The sequence below is a fragment of the Thermomicrobiales bacterium genome, assembly GCA_023954495.1.
Lineage (GTDB): Bacteria > Chloroflexota > Chloroflexia > Thermomicrobiales > CFX8 > JAMLIA01.
On sequence record JAMLIA010000060.1, the window covers coordinates 1 to 18,938 of the forward strand.

The window sequence follows — 18,938 nt, forward strand, 5'->3', positions numbered from 1 at the left end:
CATGTTGACGATAAAAGCACCATGCCGGTCGGCGCGCTCGCGCAGCGTGGCCGCAAGGTCGGTCGCACGGTCTTGCCAGCGGAAACGCGCATCGGTGCTGCGTTTACGTAGGCCCTTATGCCGCGCAAGGCGTGGCAGGTGGCGATCAAAACCGGGCAGGGCGTGGCTGACGACTCCTGCGTGACGGGCGACGCCAAGCAGGTGTTCATCCAACGTCTGATTGAGTTCGCCGGTCTTACGGTTGGTGTTGGCGAACAGGGGATAGGTGGGGTTGAGGTCGGTGCGCTGGCTCCGTTCGGTCTGACTGGAGTAATGATGATCGGCCAGCATCAAGCCGAGACGACTCAGGTGCATGATGTAGGGATCGTCCAGCCCGTGGAGATGATCACCCTTGCTTTCGAGGTCTTGCAGCCGTTTGGCTACCCGTGCCGTGCGCTTGCGCCAGGCATCGGTGATGACCGGTAAACCCTGCGGAAACTGCCAATAGGATTCGATGGCCGCGCGTTCGTGCGAGTCGCTGCGCTCGTTCCAGTTTGCGTCGATCTTATTCAGCAAGCTGTCGAGTTCCACCGAATGCAGGTTCCCTACCCTGGCGCCTAATCGGAGCCACTGTCCATTACCGTCTTTCGCAGGCATCACTGGCAGCCGATGATGAGTCAACACCAGCCAGCCGACTGCTTTGGCGAGGGGTGGCAAGTGTGCGAACGGCTTGTTGTCGCGCGCGGCGGGGTCGATCCCATCGCGTAACAGCCGCTGAGTCCAACTGGCGTCGTCTTCGGCTGTCGGATCAATGAGCCGGGCCAGCCATTGCCCATCGTCGCTTTCGCCGACGAAAGCCTGGAACAGTCGCAGCGAGACCCATTCGTGACGATACAGATTGCGCTCCATCGGGCCACGCATCGTCAGGCGCGTCTGAAAGGCCAGGCAGGCTTTGCCCAGATCGTGGAGCAAAGCGGCCAGCGAGGCGAGCAGGTGAATCACAGTCAGGCTGTGCCAATCATTCTCGTCCTCACGGCGCAGCACATTGCGTTGGGTAATATTGGTCGGGGTCGCGCCCTGAGCGTTGAACTGGCGGGCGTCGCCGACGATCCACAGCAACTCGCTGTGCTGCCGTTGATCACCGCTGTGGCGGCCTCGGCGTATTTTCGCTGGACGGTCGCGCGAACATCCTCCGCGTGTACGTCACTCATCAGAGGTTCCTCCTGTGGTTCTGCGCCGGGCATTGTCGTTGGCGACTTGCCGAGCTGCGTGCCCAGCGCATATACTTCAACGAACATTGAAGTAATAACACGAGGATCGCATGATGACAATGACCCTTTCGCCGACGAAATCGATCGAAGAGATCGCCGTAACCCTGAAGGTTCTGGCCGATCCCACCCGCCTGCGGATTTTCAACCTGTTGATGGGCGGCGAGCGCTGCAACTGCGAGATGGGCGGACTGCTCGGTCTGGCACCGAACCTCATCTCCCACCACCTCGGCATCCTGCGCGGCAGTGGTCTGATCGACGCCCGCCGCGACACAAACGATGCCCGCTGGATCTATTACTCCGTCAATCGCGAGGCGCTTTCAGACCTGGGTGATCTGCTGTCGGCGTTCCTGTCGCCGAGCCGACTGCCTGAGGTCGCTCCGTCGTGCTGCTCTCCGGCGAACGTCGATACGTTCTCGATGTCACATGAATAACCAGCAATAACAGCCAAAGGGACTTGAACGTGAATGACGAGCAACCGTCGGTGAAGATCCTGATTCTCTGCACCCACAACTCAGCTCGATCTCAGATGGCCGAAGCACTGCTACGGCAGATTGGTGGCGCTCGGTTCGAGGTTTCATCTGCCGGAACTGAGGCAACGCGGGTACACCCATTGGCGGTGCAGGCGATGGCAAACGTCGACATCGACATTTCGGGCGCGCGGTCGAAGCACCTCGACGAATTCATCAACGACAAGTTCGACTATGTCATCACCGTCTGCGACGCCGCAAACGAAAGCTGCCCCTACTTCCCCGGCGCGCCAACGCGCATCCATTGGTCATTCAAGGATCCCAGCCTCGCAGAAGGCACCGATGCGGAGCGCCTGCGCGCATTCAGCCAGGTTCGTGACGAGATCGCCGTGCAATTGCGATCGTGGGTTCAGTCGTTCGAATAATCGACATTGAGGATGCAGCATCTTCGGTGCTGAGATGAGGGCTTGAATGATCAGAAACACTGAACTCGACACTGCCGCCGCATCAATACCAACAATGCCGTTGCTCGACTGGACCGGTTGGGAGACACCGTTCCTGTTCTTTACCGGCAAGGGAGGCGTCGGCAAGACGACAGTCGCCAGCAGCGTCGCCGTCGCTCTCGCCGATAGCGGCAAACGCGTCCTGCTCGTCAGCACCGATCCTGCGTCGAACCTCGACGATGTCTTCCAGACGACGATCGGTGATACGCCAACCCCGGTTGCTGATGTTCCGGGCCTCATGTTGCTGAACATTGATCCCCACCGAACGGCGGAGGCGTATCGCGAGCGTACGGTTGCGCCATTGCGTGGAGTTGCCAGCGCCGAGGAGATTCGCGCAGCAGAGGAACAACTCTCCGGTGCCTGCACGGTCGAAATTGCTGCGTTCGACGAATTCACCCGGTTATTGGCAGATCCCGTCTGGACCACGCCATTCGACCACGTCGTCTTCGATACCGCGCCAACTGGACACACGCTCCGGCTCTTGAGCCTGGCCAATGCCTGGAGCAGCTATCTGACAGAAAGCCCTCGCGGCGCGAGCTGCCTCGGCCCGTTGGCCGGCATCGACATGCAGCGTGACCGGTACGCAGCAGCCGTCCGTGAGCTGGCAGACGCGGAGCGCACAACACTCGTTCTGGTCTCGCGGCCGGAGCCTGGCGCGTTGCGCGAAGCCGGCCGTACCGGTGCGGAGCTGGCAGAGCTCGGCATCACCAACCAACAGCTGATCATCAACGGCCTGTTCGTCCAGCCGTCGGATTCCGACGCCATCGCGACAGCGCTGATCGCGCGGCAGTCGGCAGCCCTCGACGACATCCCGGAAGCCCTGGCCGCCGTCACAACATCGATGGTTCCGCTGGTAGCCTCCGACCTGATCGGGACGGACGCACTCCGCGCGCTCGCGCACGGTCGAGATCTCAACGCCGATCCGCCGGTACCGTTCGATCTCGAGCTCGCTGCAGGGCTGGAAGAGCTCGTTGCCGAGATGGAAGCACAGGGCCCGGGCGTGATCATGACCATGGGGAAGGGCGGGGTCGGAAAGACGACGGTGGCCGCCGCGATCGCCGTCGCGCTGGCCGAACGAGGCCAACGCGTACACCTGTCGACGACCGATCCGGCCGCGCACGTACTGGACGCACTCGCTGGCGACCGCCCTGCGAATCTCAGCGTCAGTCGCATCGATCCTGAAGTCGAGACCGAGCGCTACCGGGCGGATGTCATCCGATCCGCCGGCCAACTGGAACCAGCCGAGCTCGCGCTTCTGGAGGAGGATCTGCGCTCACCGTGTACCGAGGAGGTCGCCGTCTTCCGCGCATTTTCGCGGCTCCTGGGGAAGGCACGCTCCAGTTTCGTCGTCCTCGACACCGCGCCGACCGGCCACACGCTGCTGCTGATGGACACGACCGGGGCCTATCATCACGAGATCATGCGCACGACATCGGGGGTAACTGGCCGGCTGACTACGCCGCTCATGCGGCTGCAGGATCCGGATTTCGCCCGCATTCTGGTCGTGACACTCCCAGAAACCACACCGATCCTCGAGGCCAGTCGGCTGCAGGATGATCTTCGTCGAGCGGGGATCGAGCCATTCGGCTGGGTCGTCAATCAGCTCATCGGGCCACAGGCCACGAGCCATCCGCTCCTCACTCGTCGCGCGACACACGAGGCGCACCACATTCACAACGTCAGCACCAATATCGCCACCCGCGTGTACACTGTCTCGTGGAGACAACAGCCGCCTGTCGGGCGAGACGCTCTCCTTGATCTCGTGAAAGCGCACCAGACGGCGAAGAGCTAGAAAGAACGGCGATCCATGAACATGATCGTTGACCAGTCAGTGGTTACGTGCCCTCGATGCGGATTCGCCCACACCGAGACGATGCCAGAGCATTGGTGAGTTGTCCGCTATGTCTGCACCCAGTGTGGGGCGCAAATGCAGCCGAAACCCGGAGACTGTTGCATCTACTGTTCGTATGGATCGATCCCCTGTCCTACGATCCAGCGCGAACGCTCTGGATGAACCCATGAATCGGATCACTCCGACAGCGCGGAATCACCCACCAGCGGGCAGCAGATCCCAGATCCACGGGTAGCGGAAGTAGTCGTCGTAGAGCGGGCGCAGGTCGGTCGGGCTGTGCGACTGGAAGATCGAGAGCATTTCGACGGGCGTGACGACGTCGAAGGCGTGGCGCTGGTACAGATCGCGCCAGGCATCCCAGAACGCATCCCAGCCCATCTGCCAGGCGACTTGATAATAGAAGCGCGCGCCCTGCTCGTAGATCGAGTAGTACCACTGGCGGCCGTCCGCTGCGGCCAGCTCGCGGGCGTCGGCATCCAGCCAGAACTGGTAGCCACCGTCCGGCGGCGACGGTACCTCGGTGAAGCCGGTCAGCAATCCGCGCTCGAAGAACTCGGCGGCACCTTCGTCAATCCAGCCATCGACCAATGTGCGATTGCCAATGATTGCGTACATCCACTGGTGCGCGATCTCGTGGACGACGAGCCGATCCAGCGGCGCGTAGGCACCGTTGATATAGATGAGGCTGGGGAACTCCAGCCCACCCGGCATGCGTGGACCGACATCAACGATGCTCAGCGTTGGATAGGGATACGGCCCAACCAGCCCGTTCATCAGTGACACTGTCTCCTCGGCAGCATCGAACGCGACCGATGCCGCGCCGCCCGGACTGGACGGATGGCTGTAATAACGGACAAACGTCCCATCCGACAGCGTGCGCTCCTGGACGCTGAAGCGGCGCGACAGGGCCAGCGCGAAGTCGCGCACGTTCGTCGCTGAGAGTGCGTAGCGCATCCGGCCATCCGGCAGCGACTGGCGACCCGACTCAGTGCCGGTGTGGGCGACAACGACATCGGACGCGACGTCGATGGTCACTTCGTAATCTGCAACACGCGATTGCGACGGATCGAGCGTCTCGGAGAAGACGTGCCGGTCGGAGATGATCGGGAACCAGTAGCCGAGGCGCAGGACACCACTATCCAGCGATGTGCCGCCCCAGCCGCTCGACTCCTGGCCAACCGACAGACGGAAATCGACACCGATCGTCAATGGCGCAGACGCGCCGGGCGGCAATGGCACACCGAGAATGAAGCCGCCGTCTATCCACTCCGGCCCCACTGCCTGACCGTCAACGGTCAGTGCATCGAGCGTGAAATAGCCGTAAGCCGCCGGCACGATCTGCAAGTAGAGCGTCGATGGCTGAGCGCTGTTGAAGCGCTGGATGTCGATCGTCGCCGTCGCGTCGACTGCGCCGGTGTCAACATTGGCCGAATGAATAGCCAGTCGATAGGCGACATCGACATCGGGGATATCGACGGCTTGCCCGGCCGGTGTCCACTTCGGGGCTGCCGGGAGCTGCCAGCCGGGAGCGGCGAGCGGCGCAGAGCCATTACTGTATCGCCACTGGTAGTAGTGCTGCCCGACGTTGCCCATCTCGACCTGCCAGCCGGTGGCGTTGCCGGGCGTGTAGGTCAGGACGCGGCGTTCGAACGGCTGCACCAGCACCCACTGCTCGACGCCAGCGACGGGCACCCAGGCCCAGGCTGCTTCCGCGATCGGGTAGCCGGTCGCGTAATAGGGGTTGGCAAAGAGCGCCCCACTCGTCCGGTACGTGCGCTCGACTATGGTGCCGCTGCTGTTGAGGTAGTCCCAGAAGACGCTCGCCACGCGGTGGCCGGTCAGGTCGGCCAGTGGGCCGGCAGTGACACCGTGGCTGTCATCGACGCAGCAGTCGAGGGTGCCGTCGCGGGAGATGGTCTGCGTAATCGCCGCGCCGTCAGCGAGGGCCGGTGCCCCGAGTTGGCCGGCGAAGCTGGCGTAGGTTGGCGACGTCGTCGCGAGCGGATCGCCGGCGATATTGACCTGCGCTGCGCCGCGCTCCTCCCAGCTATCGTCGCCGGTCTGGAGCGCGCCGGTAATCAGCTCTTTCGCCAGCAGGCCGTTGGTGACGAACCAGAGATCGGTCGGATCGTGCGCCGGATCGTTGATCTCCATGCGGCTCTTGTCGAAATACTGCACCAGTCGGACACCGCCCGGCGCGTCAGCGTACGCCTCGCCGACCGGATCGGTGAACGCCTCCGGGCCCCAGACCCACGTCCGCGACACTGCCTGCGCGGCAACCGGTTCATCGGTCCGCTCCCACGTCTGCTGGAAGAATGCGTTGCCGGCCGCGGCGGCGCGCGCCGTCTGCGGCGACGTGGCGACCGGCAGGCTCACTGCCGAGATTGCCAGCGTCAGCATCAGGAGAATGGTGATGGGTCGTCGGAGCATCCGGGCTGCCTCTCGTGTGTTCAAGCAGTTGTCGCCAGACTCTAACAGACCAGCACCGCTACTCCCCACCGGCCACCAGTCGCAGCCAGTCAGGGATCGTGGTCAGCAACGCGTCGAGGTCGAAGGTCGGCACGATCTCGCCACGCGCGCAGGCAGCCAGAAACTCGATGACGCTCCAGACTTTGGCGTCGGCGATCTGGAGTGCGAGCGTTTCAGTTGCAACTTCGGGCGAACCGCTGAGATAGGAAGCGGCCAGGCGGCGATAGAGATCACGATCACCAACCCCCGGCACGAGGATCGCCAGGTCAATCGCCGGGCTGCCCAGCGTGATCCGTTCCCAGTCGAACAGAACGACCGAGCCGTCATCGCGCAGCCCCCAGTTCGTGATGTTCGGGTCGCCAGCAATCACAGCGACGGGTGCAAATAGCGGCAGGCAGCGCAGGCGCACTTCGTCCAGTAGCGCTGCCACGGTACCGGGATCAGCTGGCGCAAGCAGCCTCAGCGCCTGTTGGCTCATTTCCTCTGGCCAGGCGGGACGATACCGACCCTCCGGCAACGGCAGCGTCGTCTCGATGCCGTGCAACCGCCGCAGCATCTTCATAATGGAAGAATCGGTGAGCAACTGCTCGGACGATACGGGATAGGGGATGTCTTCTAGCAGCAGCCAATATGAGCCATCACGCTCTGCAGATGCGTACATCTCCGGCAGCCCGAGTCCCGCAGCCCGCAGCCGTTCGGACAGAACGGAGTAGAGATACGTCTCGACGCTACTGCCGCTGCGCTTCAGGATCGCCGATTGGCCATCGCCGCGCAGCCGCCAGACACTATCGCCGCTCATGCCGCCAAGTGAGTCGGTGGCTGATAGCGAGCCGACGTATGAGTCGATTGCCCGCTGGATGGTGTCCGGTAGCGACGAGAGATTTAGCGTCATACTTGTCCTTCGGAAGATGGCGTTCGGCCGGACGGGCCATTCCCGGCTGAAAAGATTCGGCATTCCCGTTCTCGTGCGTCGCTGCCAGTATAGAGACGACGCCGCTCCGTGCAGTTCGGTGAGAAGATGTACTGTTGCGTTACGTTGAGTCTCGACGTGATGCGCTGCCATCAAAGGAACGATTGTGCCTTCGAGCGTTGACCCGCACGCGATTCTCGCAGCACTCGGCATTGTTGATGCCGATGCCGTGACGCCCGTCCTGGGCGGACAGGATGCCGCATTGTTCCGCGTCGAGCATGGGGCAGACACGTCAGCGCTGCGCGTCTACGCGGGTGGGCGGGAGCGGCAGTGCCGCTTCGAGATACAGGTGATGCAGCATGGAGCGGCGAGCGGACTCCCTATTCCGACGGTTCGCACCTCGGGCATCTGGAATGGTCGTCCGGCGCTGCTGATGGAATGGCTTCCGGGTCGGACGGTTGCTGATGCGATGAACGACGATCCGTCGCTCGCCGGTCCGCTGGGCCACGCCGCCGGCCGGATGCTGGCACATATCCACGCCACCGATCCGCCACGCATTGTGCTTGAGCGTCCCTGGCTGGGCTGGTTTCCAACGCCGGAGCCACTCAGACAGGCGCTGGTGGCCATCGCGGGACCGCCACGCCTCTTGCACCTCGACTATCACCCGCTCAACCTGCTGACCGACGGCACCGCAATCACCGGCGTGCTGGACTGGGCCAACGCTGCCGCTGGCGATCCACGCGCCGATCTGGCCCGGACGATCGCGATCCTGCGCTTCGCAATCGGTGAGCTTCCGGTCGATGTGCAGTCTGCCCTTGCCGTGTTCGAGCACAGTCTGCTCGACGGCTGCGGGGCCGCACCTGCGACGCTCACCGATCTGCCACTCTTCCTCGCCTGGGCTGGACACTGTCTCTTGCACGACCTGGCCAGTCGCCTCACAGCCGGGCAGCGCGCTGAGATCATTGCCTGGACCAGGGAGTGCGAACGCGAGGCGGGAGTGCGCTAAGACAGCCGCAGGAATCCGGATACGATGCTTCAGCAAGGCTGAAGAACGCGATCATTCCCATCCTGGCATCGTGACATCGTTCCCGATTCGCCAACACTGGCAGGACACAGGCTAGCAATCGAATCACGCAACTGCTAAAGCCTCTTGCGTTTCGGCGCAGGGTCATCTATAGTTTGCGGTGGATTAGCACTCTCTTAGTTAGAGTGCTAACGCAATACGGGAGGATGCGGCGACAGGCCGCAATGCTGATCGGAATTACGAGGAGGTTATCACAGGTGGCAACTACTGCGACGTCTCTCAAGCCACTCGGCGAGCGCGTCATCGTGCGGCCGCAGTCGCGCGAAGAGGTCACGAAGAGCGGCATCGTCCTGCCGGACACGGCCAAGGAAAAGCCGCAGCGCGGTGAAGTGATCGCCGTCGGCCCCGGCCGCTACGACGACGAGGGCGAGAAGCGCATTCCGCTCGACGTCAAGGTCGGCGACAAGGTGCTGTTCGCCAAGTATGCGGGCACCGAGTTCAAGGTGGATGACGAGGAGCTGCTGATCCTCTCCGAGAAGGACATCCTCGCCGTTATCTCTGAGTAATGTTCACCGCCCGTCGCAATCTGGCGACGGCGGATGTTCTGTCTCGTCCGAATCGTTGTATTCAAGGAGGAACGTAGCACGTGGCTGCGAAGATCATCACATTTGATGAAGAAGCGCGTAAGTCGCTGAAGGTCGGCATTGATACGCTGGCCAACGCGGTGAAAACCACCCTCGGCCCCAAGGGTCGCAACGTCGCGCTCGATAAGAAGTTCGGCGCGCCGACCGTCACCCACGACGGTGTCACCGTCGCCAAGGAGATTGAGCTCGAAGACCCGTTCGAGAACATGGGTGCTCAGCTCCTGAAGGAAGCCGCCACCAAGACCAACGATGTCGCTGGTGATGGCACCACCACCGCCACCGTCCTCGCTCAGGCGATCGTCCACGAGGGACTGCGCAACATCGCCGCCGGTGCGAACGCCATGCTGCTGAAGCAGGGCATCGAGCTGGGCGCGGCGAAGGCCGTCGAGGCGGTCCAGAGCATGTCCAAGGAAGTCCGCGGCAAGGACGACATCGCTGACGTCGCCACCATCTCCGCCGCTGACAAGGAAGTCGGCGAGCTGATCGCTGACGTCATGGAGAAGGTCGGCCGCGACGGCGTCATCACCGTCGAGGAGTCGCGTGGTCTGCAGTTCGAGACCGAGTTCACCGAAGGTATGCAGATCGACCGCGGCTACATCTCCCCCTACTTCGTCACCAACACCGAGCGCATGGAGTCGGTGCTCGACGATCCGATGATCCTCATCACCGACAAGAAGATCTCGGCTGTTGCCGACCTGCTGCCGATCCTTGAGAAGGCCCTGCAGGTCACCAAGAGCTTCCTGATCGTCGCTGAGGATGTCGACGGCGAAGCGCTGGCGACTCTGGTCGTCAACAAGCTGCGCGGTACGATCAACATCCTGGCCGTCAAGGCCCCGGGCTTCGGCGATCGCCGCAAGGAAATGCTGCGTGACATCGCCATCCTGACCGGTGGCCAGGTCATCTCCGAGGAAGTCGGCCGCAAGCTCGAAAGCGCGACCATCGACGACCTCGGCCGCGCCCGCCGCGTCGTTGCCACCAAGGACGACACCACCATCGTTGAGGGCTCCGGCGAGGAAGGCGAGATCAAGGGTCGCATCGAACAGATCAAGGCCCAGATCGAGACCACCACGTCCGACTTCGACCGCGAGAAGCTCCAGGAGCGCATGGCCAAGCTGGCCGGTGGCGTTGCCGTCATCAAGGTTGGCGCCGCGACCGAAACCGAGCTCAAGGAGAAGAAGCACCGCGTTGAGGACGCTCTGTCGGCTGCCCGCGCCGGTGTCGAAGAAGGCATGGTCCCGGGTGGCGGCGTCGCGCTGATCCATGCCGCATCCTATCTGGATGAGGTCGAGGCTGAGGGCGATGTCAAGACTGGCGTGCAGATCCTGAAGCGCGCGCTCGAAGCTCCGATGCGCGGCATCGTTGAGAACGCCGGCCAGGACGGTCCGGTCGTTGTCTCGACCATCCGCCGCCTCCAGGAGGAGCAGACCAACCCGAACCTCGGCTACGAGGTCATCCGTGGCGAGTACGGCGACATGTTCGAGTGGGGCATCATCGACCCGGCCAAGGTCACCCGCTCGGCGATCCAGAACGCCGCGTCGATCGCGAGCATGATCCTGACGACCGAGGCGCTCATCACCGAGAAGCCGTCGGAAGCTCCGGCCATGCCGGCAATGCCGGGCGGCATGGACTACTAGTCCAGCCCCCTCGGTAGCGACCGATCCAGAACGTCGGTCCCGCTTTGGGACCGGCGTTCTTTTTGTGTCATCGGCGATACGACAGAAAACACAGACTAGCTCGCCTCTTTATGGATCTGAATCAGGTTGCCGCAAGTGTCGTCGAACACCGCAACAGTCACCGACCCCATCTCCACCGGCGGCTGGGTGAACCGCACCCCGAGGCCGCGCATCCGCTCGTACTCGGCATGCACATCTTCGACCGCAAAGGAATTGAACGGAATGCCGTCGGCGACCAGCGCATCCTTGAACGGCTGAACTGCCGGGTGCGTGTCCGGCTCAAGCACCAGCTCAGTGCCGTCCGGATCATCCGGCGAGACGACAGTCAGCCAGCGGGCCGCACCCATCGGGATATCGTTCTTCTTCTCAAAGCCCAGCACGTCCGTATAGAACTGCAGCGCCTTATCGAGGTCATCGACGAACATGCTGGCCAGCTTGATTCTCACGACTGTTTCTCCGTTTTACTATCACAGTTATCACGATCCGGAACGGCCTGACTGCTACTACGCAGCCAACGCTCGACGATCGGCCGCAACGGCTCGATGTGCTCGATGTTGATGTAATGAAATTTGTAGCGGCCCTCGCGCCGCGTCTCGACGAGCCCGGCCGCCTCCAGCACATCGAGATGCTGCGAGATGGCCTGGCGCGACGAGCCGATGCCGTGCTTCATCGTCAACCGACCGCAGATCTCGAAGAGCGTCTGCCCATCATGAGCTGTCAGCTCGTCCAGAATCGTCCGCCGCGTTGGATCAGCCAGCGCCCTGAATACATCATCCATCGTCGAGCATAATATGCAAGTGATTCCTTGCCTGTCAACGATCGACTCTGCCAACCGTGTGGCAACGGAACTGGCCGTTTGGCTGTGGATCGGCCATCATTCAATGAAGCACATCGCGGGTGGCGAGCAGCGCAGACGAATGGAGCCTGAGGTGACTGACGAGACACAGAACGTGGCAGAACCCGAAGACATTGAGATGGAAGACGCTGGCACAGACGAGTCGTTCGAGGTTGGCGCATTCATCGCCACCGCGAATGGCGACATCTACCGCCAGCCGACCCCCGGCTCCGGCTTCTACGGTTCCGGGAGCAACAGCGGCAGCGGCAATGACAACCATGCGCGCTGGACAACGCCCGGCTTTCAAAAGGACAAGTGGGAACGCGGCCCACTGATGCCGCGCTAGCGACCGCCGACCCACGTTGTGCGTCGGCACCAAACAGCGTGCCGGAAGTTGTGCCACAAGGCGATAGACCGCCAGATTCCCCCGCTGTAGCATGCGTTCAACGAGTGAGCGTATGCAGGCGGGGGAGTGAATGGCGACAGGTGTCGGTGAAGTAGTAAACGAACGCGCGTCGGACACATCATCGCTCTCGGAGGACATCGCCCGACGCGCACTCCTCGTCCTCCTTATCTCAGTCACGATCAACCTGGTCGGCACCACCGCCTACTCGCCGATGCTCTCGATCTACGCACGCGATCTCGGCGCGACCGGCCTGTGGATCGGCCTGCTCTACGGCGGGTTTTATGGCGTTCGCCTCGTCCTTGGCCGGCCGATCGGCGTCTTCTCCGACCGAGTCGGCCAGCGCCGAGTGCTACTCATCTCGACCGCGATCTACCCGCTCCTGGCTGTGCTCTACGCCATCTCGCCGAACATCCAGGCGCTCGTCGGCACGCGCCTGCTACACGGCATCGCCTCGGCGATGATGCTGCCGATGGCGATGGCCTACGTCGGCCTGCTCTCCCGCGAAGGTTCGGCCGGGCGCTACGCCAGCTACTTCAACTTCGCCAACTTCCTCGGCATGGCCATCGGTCCGCTCATCGGCGGACTCATCGTCGCCTATGTCGCGTTCAAGGGTCCGTTCTATCTGCTCCTGGTGCTTTCGGCACTCAACCTGCCACTCATCTTCTGGCTGTTACCCGACATTGACCAGTCAACCGCCGCCCCCGCGCGACCGCGGACCGATGGGCGTCGTTTCCAGATCGACCGTGCGTCACGGCGGGGTTGTTCGCCTATAACGCCGTCATCAACGCCAACACGAGATCCTGTTCGTCCCGTTCCTGCCGCTGCTGGCCAAGGCGATCGGCCTCTCGATCCTGCAGGGCGGCATGCTCATCTCCACGATCTACCTGATCACTTCGGCCAGCCAGATCCCGTTCGGACGACTGTCAGATGCTGTCTCACCGCTGGTTCTGGTGATTTTCGGCGGCATCGTCGCCGGCACCTGCCTGCTCGTCCTGGCCCGGCTCGACGCCTTCGCGCCGTCGATGGCCGTCGTCTGCGTCCTGGCGCTGGGCGGCTCGGCTGCGACCGCCGGACTCTCCGCCATCGCTGTCGAAGCCGGCCGCCGCCGCTCGATGGGCCGCTTCATGGGCGGCTTCCACTCCGCCGCATCGTTCGGCATGATCGCCATCTCCGTCGGCGCCGGCATCATCTTCGACAGCATCGGCATCAAAGCCGTCTTCGTCGTCGCCGGCCTGGTGACGCTGGCTCTGCTCACGCCGGTTGCGCTGCTGCTGCGAGGGACGCCGGAGGTGGGGCGGTAGGTAGAATAGAAGCGTCCAGACGAACAAGCAGATTGAGCGAAAGTAAGGATATTCAACGGCGATCCAGCAAGTAAGGAAAATTACCATTACGCTCAATGACGATGAATACGCTCGTCTTACTACTGAAGCACAGATGCGTGGACTTCAGCCAGATGAACTCGCTTCCAGATATGTACGGACTTCAATGGCTTGTAGTCGAGCGGAAGCCGAGCAGGAAGTACGAGAATCTGCATTGCAGGCTCTGAAAGATCTCCGCAAGTTGCGGGAGGAAAATCGGGCATTGGGCTATCCGTCCGTTGATGCAGTCGAACTCGTTCGGCAGGGCCGCGAAGAGCTCGAACATCGATCGGATCATTTGTGGCCGTCGTAATCGACGCGAATCTTCTGATCTCTCTAGCGATTGACGACACAAGAGTCCCGCTTGTTACAGAGCTAATCGAAACATGGATCGCATCGCAGACAGAAATGCATGCATCGATGCTCCTGGCATACGAGGTCGCAAGCGGTTTGACACGCGCGGTAGCTACGGGAACGTTTCCACTCGAGCAACTCGCGAAAGGAACACGTCGTTTCGAAGCGATCCCCGTCACGCTTCATCAATTGCCCGAGATAGACCGGGCTGTCGAAATTGCAGTCCGGCTCAGGCGGCAAAGCGCCCACGATGCCGCCTACGTCCTCGTCGCCCAGCAGCTCGACGCCGAAGTGTGGACGTTCGGCGGGCCGCTAGCACGCAACGCAGCTGGGATTGGCCTGCCGGTTCGCCTGATCGAGACGTAACGAAACGGGGAGAGAATCACTCCCCTCCCCATGATCCCGACTGTTCCTGCGTATGGAAACCATCGCCGCTGTGAATTACTGTTGGCTAATCCGCCGCCACCGGCTCCTCGCTCACCGTCGGCCGCCAGACATGCCCAGGGCGCACCTGCTCGGCCAGCACCTCGGCGATGTGCTTGACGGGGCGGCCGGTGAAGTGCTCGATCTGCTGGTGGCAGGAGACGCCGGCGGCGCTGATGGTTGTGTCCGGCGTGGTCTGGCGGACGCGCGGGAAGAGGCGCTCCTCGCCGACCTTGCGCGAGACGTCGTAGTGCTCGGCTTCGTAGCCGAACGAGCCGGCCATGCCGCAGCAGCCCGCTCCGGACTCCTGCGCGTCGATGCCGGCCAGTTTGAGCACGTCCATCGATGGCTTCGTGCCGATCAGCGCCTTCTGGTGGCAGTGGCCGTGGAAGAAGACGGAGCGCGGCTCAGTGCGCCACTCAATTCCGAGGCCCTCGGTCGCGGCGATGCGCGCCAGAAACTCGTCGATCATGAACGAGTTGGCCGCCACGTGTGCGGCATCCGGGTCGCCGGGCATCAGGTCGATATACTCGTCGCGCAGCGTCAGGATGCAGGACGGCTCCGAGCCAACGATCGGCACACCCTTGCGCGCATACGGAGCCAGCACGGCGATGTTCTCGCGCGCCAGTCCGCGTGCCTGCTCGACCAAACCCTTTGACAGCATCGGGCGACCGCAGCAGGCGCGGCGCGTCTCGACGATTACCTCATAGCCGGCCGCCTCCAGCAGTCGGACGGTTGCGCGTCCGACCCGTGGGTAGTTGAAGTTGGCGAACGTGTCGTGGAAGTAGACGACCTGTCCGCGCGTGTACTGCGGCTCGCTGGCCTGCTTCGCCTCGCGCTTGGCGAGGTGCTTCTTCCACCACGCTTCGAACGTCTCCTCGGCGAACGGCGACATGTCGCGTTCGGCAGCGATGCCGATCTTGCGCATGGCGAACTTGGCGATCGGCGACTTCATCGCCAGGTTGGCGAGCTTGGGCATCTTCGACGCCAGAACCGACGAGGCGTGGATGTTGGCGAAGATGCGCGTGCGCAGCGGCACGCCGTGCTCCGCCAGGTAGTGCGCCAGATACTCGGTTTTGATCTTGGCCATGTCGACGCTGGACGGGCACTCGGTCTTGCACGCCTTGCAGGAGAGGCACAGGTCGAGGACGTCGTAGACCTCTGGGCCGAGCAACTCGTCCGGCGAGAACATGCGACCGGAGAGCGCGTTACGCAGCGCGTTTGCGCGGGCGCGGGTGGTGTCCTTCTCGTCGCGCGTCGCCATGTAGGACGGGCACATTGTGCCGACGCCGACCTTGCGGCAGACACCGGCACCGTTGCACATCTCGATCGCGCGGGCGAAGCCGCCTTCCTTTGAGAAGTCGAGGAAGGTGGTGATCGGCACCGTCTGGTACTCGACACCGTAGCGCAGACTCTCGGTCATTGGCGGCGCGTCGACGACCTTGCCGGGGTTCATCAGACCCTGCGGATCGAAGATGCCCTTGAACTCACGCATCGCCTGATACAGCTCCGGGCCGAAGATCTTCTCGTTCAGCTCCGAGCGCTGCAGACCGTCGCCATGCTCGCCGCTGGCCACACCGCCGAAACGATAGGCCATGTCGGCGGCGGCGTGGGTCAGGTCGTCCATCTGGTGCACGCCCTCAGCACTCTTCAAGTTCACCAGCGGGCGAATGTGCAGGCAGCCGGCGCTGGCGTGCGCGTAGTAGGCGGCAGTGGTGCCGTGCTCAGCGCAGAGTTCCTTGATACCGGCCACGTACTCGGCTAGATGCTCGACCGGCACGGCGACGTCCTCAATGCCGGGGATGGGCTTGGCGTCGCCCTTGATGCTCATCAGCAGGCCGAGGCCCGCCTTGCGCACCGACCAGATGTCGGCCTGCTCCTTCGGATCGAACGCACGCACAATCGGCGTGTCCGGCAGCAGGCGCTGCTGGCGCAGGTGGTATTCCAGCTTGTCGACCTTATCGCGCAGCTCCTCGTCGCTCTCGCCGTAGAACTCGACCGCCAGCACTGCTTCCGGGTTGCCGGTGATGTTGGCGATCTGGGCGGCGTAGCCGGGCTGCGCGCGAGTCAGCTCGATCAGCATGCGGTCCATCAGCTCGATCGCCGATGGCTCAACCTCCAGGATCGAGGTCGTGACCTCCATCGACTGCACCAGATCGTCGAACTGAATCAGGGCCAGCGCCGTCTTGGTCGGTCGCGGCACGAGGCCGACGGTGACATCGAGCAACGTACCGAGCGTGCCTTCCGAGGACGCCAGCAGGCGCGCCGGGTTGAAATCGTCCTTCAGCATCTCGCGTAGTGAGTAGCCGGCCGCGCGCCGCCAGTGCCGCGGGAAGTCGCGCGCGATCAGCGGGCTGCGCTGCTCCTGGAAGGCGAGCAGCTTGGCCATCAGGCGACCGAGCGCGTCATCCTGCCCGGCGCGATCCAGTGCGCTGGGATCGAGGTTGACGGTCGAGCCATCGGCCAGCAGCAGAGACGCCTTCTGCAGGTGATCGACGGTCATGCCGTAGAGGATCGAGTGCGCGCCGGCCGAGTTGTTCGAGACGACGCCGCCGACGGTCGCGCGATTGCTGGAGCTGGGGTCGGGGCCGTACATCAGGCCATACTGACGCACCTTGGCACTGAGCAGATCGAGGTTGATACCGGGCTGGACGCGGGCAGTGCGCTCCTCGGGATTGATCTCCAGCACTTCGTTCATGTACTTCGAGAAGTCGAGGACGAGCGAGTGGCCGACGGTCTGCCCGGCCAGCGCCGAGCCACCGCCGCGCGGCAGGATCGAGATGCCGTACTTCGAAGCCAGCTCGTGGGCAGCGCGGACATCATCAGCGTGACGCGGAATGACGACACCGACCGGCTCGATCTGGTAGTTGCTCGCATCGGTCGAATAGAGCATCCGGGATGTGCGATCGAAGCGCACCTCGCCATCGATCCGCCCGCGCAATTCAGCTTCAAGCATGATCGTTGCGCCATCGACCTTTGTCATCGGAATTGTCGTCGCCATTTGCGCCTCCCGCACGGTCTTCCCACGCTCCCCTGATAGCGCAGTGTACAGCAGGACGGGCGCACAGAGGCAGCGCAAATGGCGACACAGGCCGCCCCCTGCAGGGTTGATGCTCGTCTTCACTACCGCACAACTGTGGGCATCTGCGGCGTGCTCCGCACGAACCCCGTCGATGGTCGTATGATGCGGTTTTAAAGTGCTGCAAGCTAACCACTCAGCCGCGCGGTGCATGGGACAAGCAGCGAACGCAAAGGAGGAGGCACGGGATGACCGTCCAGGAAGCAGGACTCCGACTCCTCGTCGCCGCGACACTCGGTTCCCTCATCGGACTCGACCGAGAGCGCAGCGACCGCGCAGCCGGACTACGGACCCACGCACTGGTTGCGACCGCATCGGCCCTGATCATGATCGTGTCGGCATTCGGATTCGACGATGCAGTCCAATCAGGAAGCATTGTGCTGGATCCCTCACGCGTCGCCGCGCAAGTCGTGAGCGGTGTCGGCTTTCTCGGCGCGGGCGTGATCATCCTGCGCCAGAACATCGTCCGTGGGCTGACCACTGCAGCCGGTGTCTGGGCGGTCGCCGGAATCGGCCTGGCGGCCGGGAGTGGTCTGTTCGCCGTCTCGATCATCGCGACCAGCGTCTTCCTGATCATCCTTGTCGGGCTCCGGCCGCTGGAGCAGGCATTCTTCGCCTCAAAGCGCAGCGTGCATGTGTCCATTCAGGCGAATCGCCATCAGGATCTGCTCATCCAGGTCGAGCAGGAAGCGACAGCTGCCGGGCTGGAAATACAGCTGGTATCAGTTGAGCCCGGCAATGGTGGGCCGAGCACCATCAGCATACGCATGCGTGGAGCCGACCGACGCATGCTCGCCGATTTCGCCGATCGTATCCGCAAGCTCGCTGGCGTTCGGCTGGTCGCCTACACCTCAAACGGCATGCGCATCGAAGAGCTAAGGGGCGAGATGGATAACGGCGAAAGCTAGTTAATGAGCGAAACGCATCATCACTTCATCAGTCCGTGGCGGGGCCCCGATAACCGCAGGGAAGACGTCGCATGAGCAAACGCTACTTCGCCATCGCACTCGTGATCCTGATCGCCACCACTGTCCTCGCAACAGCCGCTGCCAACGGCATCGGTGATGGAGCCGAGGGCAGCCGCCTGACGGCAACACCGACTGCCGATCCATCACCAGATGGCAACAGTTCGCCAGCGTCTACGACGGTCGTGCCACCCGGATCCGTGCCTCCGGCCTGGGTGGTGCAGGGACCGGTTCGCACGGACGCGGTGCTGCACTGGGCCGAGTCGAATTCCTTGACAGGCCAGCCCACGACGGTAACCGATATATGGATTGAGCTGGACGGCAACGGCGTCATCAAACGTCTGCACGCCTACGCGACGGAGAGTGACGGGACGTTCTATCAGGAGAATGGGTATGCGAGCGGGGAAGCCTATACGGTCTGGAGCGCTGGAACGCAGCTGATCCATCCTGACTCTGCCTGCGTCGATGTCGGCAACTCGCCACCGCCACCCGCGCCACTGGGGCCACCCTTCGTCGCCGACGCGGCCACGCTCAAAGTCTTCGGCATCGATCAGATTCCCGCTGTCTCTGCGACTGTGCCGATCACAGCCCAACTGGCTGGCATCAAACCACACCAGACATTCAGCAGCGATGAGCCATGGACGACCTGGGAATCTTCGTCAGAACCGCCGAACGGTCAAACTCAGAACTTCCGATTCAGCGTCGGAGCAGAGCAACGTGTTGTGC

At 62.9% G+C, this 18,938-nt stretch carries 17 protein-coding genes; 11 read left to right on the forward strand and 6 right to left on the reverse strand.

Annotation, left to right across the window (positions count from 1 at the left end):
• On the reverse strand, positions 1-1,098 hold a 1,098-nt coding region (locus M9890_11365), incomplete at its 3' end, for a hypothetical protein (protein ID MCO5177548.1).
• A gap of 205 nt (positions 1,099-1,303) precedes the next feature.
• Between M9890_11365 and M9890_11370 the strand changes: the two genes are divergently transcribed.
• The 3 genes from M9890_11370 (at position 1,304) to arsA (ending at position 4,012) form a co-directional block, all read left to right on the forward strand.
• A complete protein-coding gene (locus M9890_11370; GenBank protein MCO5177549.1) occupies positions 1,304-1,681 on the forward strand; it encodes a metalloregulator ArsR/SmtB family transcription factor in 378 nt (125 codons plus the stop codon).
• 95 nt (positions 1,682-1,776) lie between these two features.
• A complete protein-coding gene (locus tag M9890_11375) occupies positions 1,777-2,142 on the forward strand; it encodes an arsenate reductase ArsC (GenBank protein MCO5177550.1) in 366 nt (121 codons plus the stop codon).
• Positions 2,143-2,188: 46 nt separating this feature from the next.
• Entirely contained in the window at positions 2,189-4,012 is a 1,824-nt protein-coding gene (arsA, locus tag M9890_11380; protein MCO5177551.1) for an arsenical pump-driving ATPase, read from the forward strand.
• 255 nt (positions 4,013-4,267) lie between these two features.
• Here the strand turns inward: arsA and M9890_11385 are convergent, their stop codons facing one another.
• Together M9890_11385 and M9890_11390 are read right to left on the reverse strand one after the other, a co-directional pair.
• Positions 4,268-6,502 carry a hypothetical protein gene (locus M9890_11385; GenBank protein MCO5177552.1) on the reverse strand — a complete coding sequence of 745 codons (2,235 nt, stop codon included), beginning with the start codon at positions 6,500-6,502 and terminating at the stop codon, positions 4,268-4,270.
• Positions 6,503-6,560: 58 nt separating this feature from the next.
• Complete coding sequence (locus tag M9890_11390) at positions 6,561-7,433, reverse strand: aminoglycoside phosphotransferase family protein (protein MCO5177553.1); 873 nt, start codon at positions 7,431-7,433, stop codon at positions 6,561-6,563.
• 184 nt (positions 7,434-7,617) lie between these two features.
• On the opposite strand from M9890_11390, the gene M9890_11395 reads away from it, so the two are divergent.
• The 3 genes from M9890_11395 to groL all read left to right on the forward strand — a co-directional run bounded on the left by M9890_11395 (position 7,618) and on the right by groL (position 10,753).
• Positions 7,618-8,457 carry an aminoglycoside phosphotransferase family protein gene (locus M9890_11395; GenBank protein ID MCO5177554.1) on the forward strand — a complete coding sequence of 280 codons (840 nt, stop codon included), beginning with the start codon at positions 7,618-7,620 and terminating at the stop codon, positions 8,455-8,457.
• A 242-nt stretch (positions 8,458-8,699) separates the two neighbouring features.
• Positions 8,700-9,041: a co-chaperone GroES gene (groES, locus tag M9890_11400; protein ID MCO5177555.1), complete on the forward strand. Its 342-nt coding sequence runs from the start codon at positions 8,700-8,702 to the stop codon at positions 9,039-9,041.
• A gap of 80 nt (positions 9,042-9,121) precedes the next feature.
• Positions 9,122-10,753: a chaperonin GroEL gene (gene groL / locus M9890_11405; GenBank protein MCO5177556.1), complete on the forward strand. Its 1,632-nt coding sequence runs from the start codon at positions 9,122-9,124 to the stop codon at positions 10,751-10,753.
• A gap of 95 nt (positions 10,754-10,848) precedes the next feature.
• Here the strand turns inward: groL and M9890_11410 are convergent, their stop codons facing one another.
• Together M9890_11410 and M9890_11415 are read right to left on the reverse strand one after the other, a co-directional pair.
• On the reverse strand, positions 10,849-11,238 hold the full coding sequence (locus M9890_11410) for a VOC family protein (GenBank protein ID MCO5177557.1): 390 nt from the start codon (positions 11,236-11,238) through the stop codon (positions 10,849-10,851).
• Positions 11,235-11,570 (reverse strand): helix-turn-helix domain-containing protein, encoded by a 336-nt coding sequence (locus M9890_11415; GenBank protein ID MCO5177558.1) that lies wholly within the window; start codon positions 11,568-11,570, stop codon positions 11,235-11,237. Before M9890_11415 ends, M9890_11410 begins: the two co-directional genes overlap by 4 nt.
• A gap of 151 nt (positions 11,571-11,721) precedes the next feature.
• Between M9890_11415 and M9890_11420 the strand changes: the two genes are divergently transcribed.
• The 3 genes from M9890_11420 to M9890_11430 all read left to right on the forward strand — a co-directional run bounded on the left by M9890_11420 (position 11,722) and on the right by M9890_11430 (position 14,111).
• Positions 11,722-11,973 (forward strand): hypothetical protein, encoded by a 252-nt coding sequence (locus tag M9890_11420; GenBank protein MCO5177559.1) that lies wholly within the window; start codon positions 11,722-11,724, stop codon positions 11,971-11,973.
• A gap of 911 nt (positions 11,974-12,884) precedes the next feature.
• A complete protein-coding gene (locus M9890_11425) occupies positions 12,885-13,334 on the forward strand; it encodes an MFS transporter (protein MCO5177560.1) in 450 nt (149 codons plus the stop codon).
• 357 nt (positions 13,335-13,691) lie between these two features.
• A complete protein-coding gene (locus M9890_11430; GenBank protein ID MCO5177561.1) occupies positions 13,692-14,111 on the forward strand; it encodes a type II toxin-antitoxin system VapC family toxin in 420 nt (139 codons plus the stop codon).
• Positions 14,112-14,196: 85 nt separating this feature from the next.
• On the opposite strand, the gene M9890_11435 is transcribed toward M9890_11430, so the two are convergent.
• Entirely contained in the window at positions 14,197-17,169 is a 2,973-nt protein-coding gene (locus M9890_11435; protein ID MCO5177562.1) for an FAD-binding protein, read from the reverse strand.
• Positions 17,170-17,435: 266 nt separating this feature from the next.
• On the opposite strand from M9890_11435, the gene M9890_11440 reads away from it, so the two are divergent.
• On the forward strand, positions 17,436-18,155 hold the full coding sequence (locus tag M9890_11440) for an MgtC/SapB family protein (protein ID MCO5177563.1): 720 nt from the start codon (positions 17,436-17,438) through the stop codon (positions 18,153-18,155).
• Positions 18,156-18,226: 71 nt separating this feature from the next.
• Positions 18,227-18,938 (forward strand): hypothetical protein (locus M9890_11445; protein MCO5177564.1); only part of this gene is annotated, 712 nt, incomplete at its 3' end.